This is a genomic window from Lacticaseibacillus jixiensis (genome assembly GCF_042847315.1).
GTDB lineage: Bacteria > Bacillota > Bacilli > Lactobacillales > Lactobacillaceae > Lacticaseibacillus > Lacticaseibacillus jixiensis.
The window spans coordinates 1-4110 of record NZ_BAAFPR010000064.1; the positions used below are offsets into that span (position 1 = coordinate 1).

At 44.5% G+C, this 4110-nt stretch carries 5 protein-coding genes and 1 pseudogene; 2 read left to right on the plus strand and 4 right to left on the minus strand.

All coding sequences use genetic code 11. The features are described 5' to 3' along the window. Together ACGG90_RS15285 and ACGG90_RS15290 are read left to right on the plus strand one after the other, a co-directional pair. Window positions 1–76 (plus strand): annotated as a pseudogene (locus ACGG90_RS15285) (IS6 family transposase); the annotation flags it as partial. 49 nt (window positions 77–125) lie between these two features. Then, on the plus strand, window positions 126–473 hold the full coding sequence (locus ACGG90_RS15290) for a hypothetical protein (RefSeq protein WP_057707481.1): 348 nt from the start codon (window positions 126–128) through the stop codon (window positions 471–473). Between the two features lie 103 nt (window positions 474–576). On the opposite strand, the gene ACGG90_RS15295 is transcribed toward ACGG90_RS15290, so the two are convergent. The 4 genes from ACGG90_RS15295 to ACGG90_RS15310 all read right to left on the minus strand — a co-directional run bounded on the left by ACGG90_RS15295 (window position 577) and on the right by ACGG90_RS15310 (window position 3935). Further along, window positions 577–1248, minus strand: coding sequence for a TetR/AcrR family transcriptional regulator (locus tag ACGG90_RS15295; RefSeq protein WP_014975084.1), 672 nt, complete (start codon window positions 1246–1248; stop codon window positions 577–579). Window positions 1249–1252: 4 nt separating this feature from the next. After that, window positions 1253–2500, minus strand: coding sequence for an ABC transporter permease (locus ACGG90_RS15300; protein WP_084988356.1), 1248 nt, complete (start codon window positions 2498–2500; stop codon window positions 1253–1255). Beyond that, complete coding sequence (locus ACGG90_RS15305; RefSeq protein WP_084988357.1) at window positions 2478–3221, minus strand: ABC transporter ATP-binding protein; 744 nt, start codon at window positions 3219–3221, stop codon at window positions 2478–2480. The genes ACGG90_RS15300 and ACGG90_RS15305 overlap by 23 nt, the downstream gene beginning before the upstream one ends. Before the next feature lie 246 nt (window positions 3222–3467). Beyond that, on the minus strand, window positions 3468–3935 hold the full coding sequence (locus tag ACGG90_RS15310) for a Dps family protein (RefSeq protein ID WP_125754425.1): 468 nt from the start codon (window positions 3933–3935) through the stop codon (window positions 3468–3470). Window positions 3936–4110 lie beyond the last annotated feature (175 nt).

The following is a 4110-nucleotide window of genomic DNA, read 5'->3' on the forward strand; positions in this document are numbered from 1 at the left end:
CAAGAAAACCCGACGAGAGCTAAGCCTCATCGGGTTTTCAGCCGTGGACGAATTAAAAGCGATGGTGCCAGCATAACCTACAACACCCTATCAACAACTAGGTAAAAGGCACACTCTCAGACTATTTGCACCAGAGCCCTAAGCGGGCCTTTGCTGATTTGATTGCACTAGCTACCGAGACGATCGTTGATGCGACCAGCCTAACCGTCGTCACCAGTGACCCACTCAGTGTCGACCGTCAACAGCGACTCACCCATTTTGAAGCCCGGCCCTTACTCGCGCCGGTAGATTTGTCCAACACCACGTCAATTCCGGTTACAACCATTCAGGCAACGACCCAGGCTAAACTTGCCGAGCTCCCACGAACAACCCAGCGGCTCGTCAACCCAGATCTTTACCCGGTCTACATGACGACCACACTCAGCCAGTTACAAACTAGTTTGTTGAATAAAATGACGATACTAGCAGATTAACAAACGAACACGCGTAGCAACGACCAAAGCCACTTCTGTACTTAGCGTTCAAATGACCGCTAAGTACAGAAGTGGCTTTAGTTTATATCAAGTAACAGTTAGCTCACTGACCAGTAATTTGATCATGTTCACCCGGGGTCAATATTTTGGTCATCACCGTAATCAAATACGCTTGTTCGCGCTCAATTTCAGTTCCCGGCAATTCCAGCATTAACTGCGCTAGGTAACCGAATAGCTGCGATAACAAACTTTGCAGTATCAAATCATTCGGCCAATCCACAATCAAATGATCTGCTTTTAGTTGATTTATGACACTTCCCATCTGCTTGACCATCTTAGGCGCAATCTGGCTAAGAATCTGTTCGCGTCGTTCGGTGTCAAAAGCTGCCATTTCAAAAATGACCTTTAACTCTTTCACGTTAGCTTTAGCAAATGCAACTCGGTCCGTAAAAATTGCTGTGACGAATGCCTGTAGACTGGGATAACGCTGCCGTAATTCATCCTCTGAAAAATCACTCGCTAAGATTGGCACAATGTGCGCGGTAATTGGTGCTAAGATGGCATCCCGTAAGGCAGCCTTAGTCTTATACCGCCGATAGACCGTCCCCTCCGCAACGCCGGCCCGTTGTGCAATATCACTAGTACTGGTCTGGTCAAAACCCTTTTCAGCAAACAAATCGAGACTTGCCTGGAGGATGGCCCGTTGCTTAGGTGTAATCGTTTCATTCTGACTTAGATCCTGTTGAAAATAATCCCGTATCCGTGGTCGTTCCATATCCTCACACCTTCCGATAACGTTTCATTCCAACAATATTCAACATTGTTAGTACGACCATAAACCCTACTAATATTAACAAATTGACACCAATATCGCCAAGCCCAGCACCCTTTGTCACAACAGCCGTCATCGCATTAGCACCATAGTATAACGGCATGATGTGGGCAATTGCTTGCAACCAACTGGCCATGCCATCGACTGGAACCAACCCAGCAAAAAAGATTTGTGGTACAACAATCAGTGGAATAAACTGAATCATTTGAAATTCTGAGTTAGCAAAGGTGGAAATAAAGATACCCAAGGTCAAAGCCACTAACGCTAATAATAAGTTAGTCAGAAAGACCAGCCAAATACTACCAACTAAGTGAATCTTGAAGACCGTAATTGTGAAAACAACGGTCAGGACAGTCTGAATGATGGCAAAGCCCCCATAACCAATTAGATAGCCCATAATAATTTCACTCCGTCGAATTGGGGTTGCAAGTAGCCGGCTTAGGGTTCCAGTAGTGCGTTCATTCAAAAGTGAAACGCCAGAAATCAAGAACACAAAGAAGAAGACAAAGAAACCGAGAAAGGCTGGCAAAAAGCTTTCAAAGAACGTTGAATCACTACTACCATAAATATAATGAGACTTAGTCGTATAACTGGTTGCTTTAGCTGACTGAGTCGAACTAGACGTCGTGGCTGTGGCTTGCTTGAGTTGCTTTTGTAATTTCTCAGCAGTTGCCTGGTCACCGCGGGCCTGGGCTTGTGCAATGGCAGTCTTCAGCTTGGTCACCGTTGCTTGTGTCTGGGCTGCTGTCAGCTTCTTCAAAGCGGCTTGTTGCGATTCAAGGGCCGCGCGCTGTTTCTTAGTAACGGTCACCAGCGTCTTCATTTTCAACTTGACTAATCCTGATTGTAAACTCGCCTTAATTAAAGACGTGTTGGTTGGATTGCTATTTGAATAAGTAATCGTCAATTGACCATTTTTCTGAGTCAAATAGCCATCTAGATCATGCTGCTTAATCATTTTCCGTGCCTGTGAACTATCATAATGATGAATCGTCACGTTTTTGGTATCGATCACGTTAACCACGGATTGGTCTACATGATGAACACCCAAGCTTGCTACTTGCGTCGTGTTGTTTTGAAATAAGAAATACATCAGCGTCATAATCAGCAATGGTGCCAAAAACATCAGCGCCAAGGTACGCTTATCACGTAACATTTGCTTAAAAACTCGTCTAACGATTGCCATCGTTCGCATCTTGCATCCGCCCCGCTTTCAAAAAGACCTGTTCGATCGTATCTACTGCATACTGTTGTTTCAGTGCCGCGGGTGTCCCCTCAGCAAGCGCAATCCCGTGCCGAATCAACATGAGATAATCACACCGTTCTGCTTCGTCCATGACATGCGTTGTCACGAGCATCGACTTACCGGTATCCTTGAGCTTATTTAGTTCGGTCCAAATTTGTTGCCGTAATTCTGGATCAATCCCAACGGTCGGTTCATCTAAAATCAATAATTGGGGATCCTGAATCAGGGCAATTGCCAACGACAAGCGCCGTTTCATCCCACCCGAATAGCCACTGACCCGCTTGTCTAATTGGGACGTTAAATCAACTAATCCGGCTGCATAATCAATCATCTGTGCTAACTTTATTTTTGGAACGCTCATCAATTGCCCAAACAAGGTCAGGTTTTCACGGGCCGTTAGTGTCTCATACAAAGCGTCACTTTGGGCCATATACCCTACTTGTGCCATTACCGCCCTATTGGGCATCACCGTATCCATGACTTTAACAGTGCCACTATCCACAGCTTCCATCCCTAAAATACTCTTGATCAAGGTGGTCTTCCCAGCTCCTGATGGCCCAATCAAGCCATAAATCATTCCAGCCGGCAGTGTCAAATCAATCTGATTGAGCACTTGCTGATGACCAAAGTGCTTGCTGACCTGCTTGGCGATGACATAATCCGTTACCATTTTAATAACCCTCTTTCTCAAAGCGAGTGTATACTCACTCACTTAGTGGCCTTAGTATAATCAGTACATCTCGGTTTGTCAACATTAAAATGAGTTATCACTCACTTATTTTGTTTCCGGCCTATTTGTCACCGCATTGCAAACAAAAATGCGCCACCCCGTTGTTGGGATGTCGCATTTTAATTAAATAGCAGCACTGATATAAGCGTTAGCAATGTTTAAGCCTACCGATTTTTTAATATTATTTTATTCATCAATTTCCGGCGCCGACCCAAGCTCTGCCTGAATCATCCAGATTTTCTTCTCAATTGCGGTTTTGAGACCAATGAAAATATCTTGGGTACTGAAGTCTTTTTCAACATCGGATACTTCAATGCCGTGTTTGTAAAGGTCTTCCAAGTAACGATAGCCATCAACTAAGTGTGCGAGGCGTTCTGGGGTTGTTTTGTCCCATTCACCAGGCCAGTCTTGAATCTTAGTGTTTTCGGCCATTTCTTTTAAGGTCGAGTAAGGACTGCCATCAAGCGCAATCAGCCGTTCAGAAATGACATCGAGTTGGCTGTCAATTTCTTCCATGAACTCATCCATCAAGGGGTGCAACTTCAAAAAGTTGGGTCCACGCATGTACCAATGCGTCTGATGGATAATCATTGACATCTGGCTCAAATCGGCAACGAGTTGATTTAATACTGCTTTGGTTTTCGTATATTTCATTAGATTGATCTCCTTTCGATATGGTCATTATAACATAGTGGTAGCTTAGGCTCTGGTGCAAAGTTTGCCTGGCAACTTCATTCTAGTATACTGAGTGACAAGAAACGAGGGATTGTGCGCATGAATTACTTTAAAGGACGCCACTTTCAACAGGATATCATTATAGTAGCCGTTG

Coding starts and splice junctions, on each gene's coding strand:
- ACGG90_RS15305 (WP_084988357.1), bottom strand. CDS start 3,221: ATGGTAACGGATTATGTCATCGCCAAGCAGGTCAGCAAGCACTTTGGT.
- ACGG90_RS15295 (WP_014975084.1), bottom strand. CDS start 1,248: ATGGAACGACCACGGATACGGGATTATTTTCAACAGGATCTAAGTCAG.
- ACGG90_RS15310 (WP_125754425.1), bottom strand. CDS start 3,935: ATGAAATATACGAAAACCAAAGCAGTATTAAATCAACTCGTTGCCGAT.
- ACGG90_RS15300 (WP_084988356.1), bottom strand. CDS start 2,500: ATGCGAACGATGGCAATCGTTAGACGAGTTTTTAAGCAAATGTTACGT.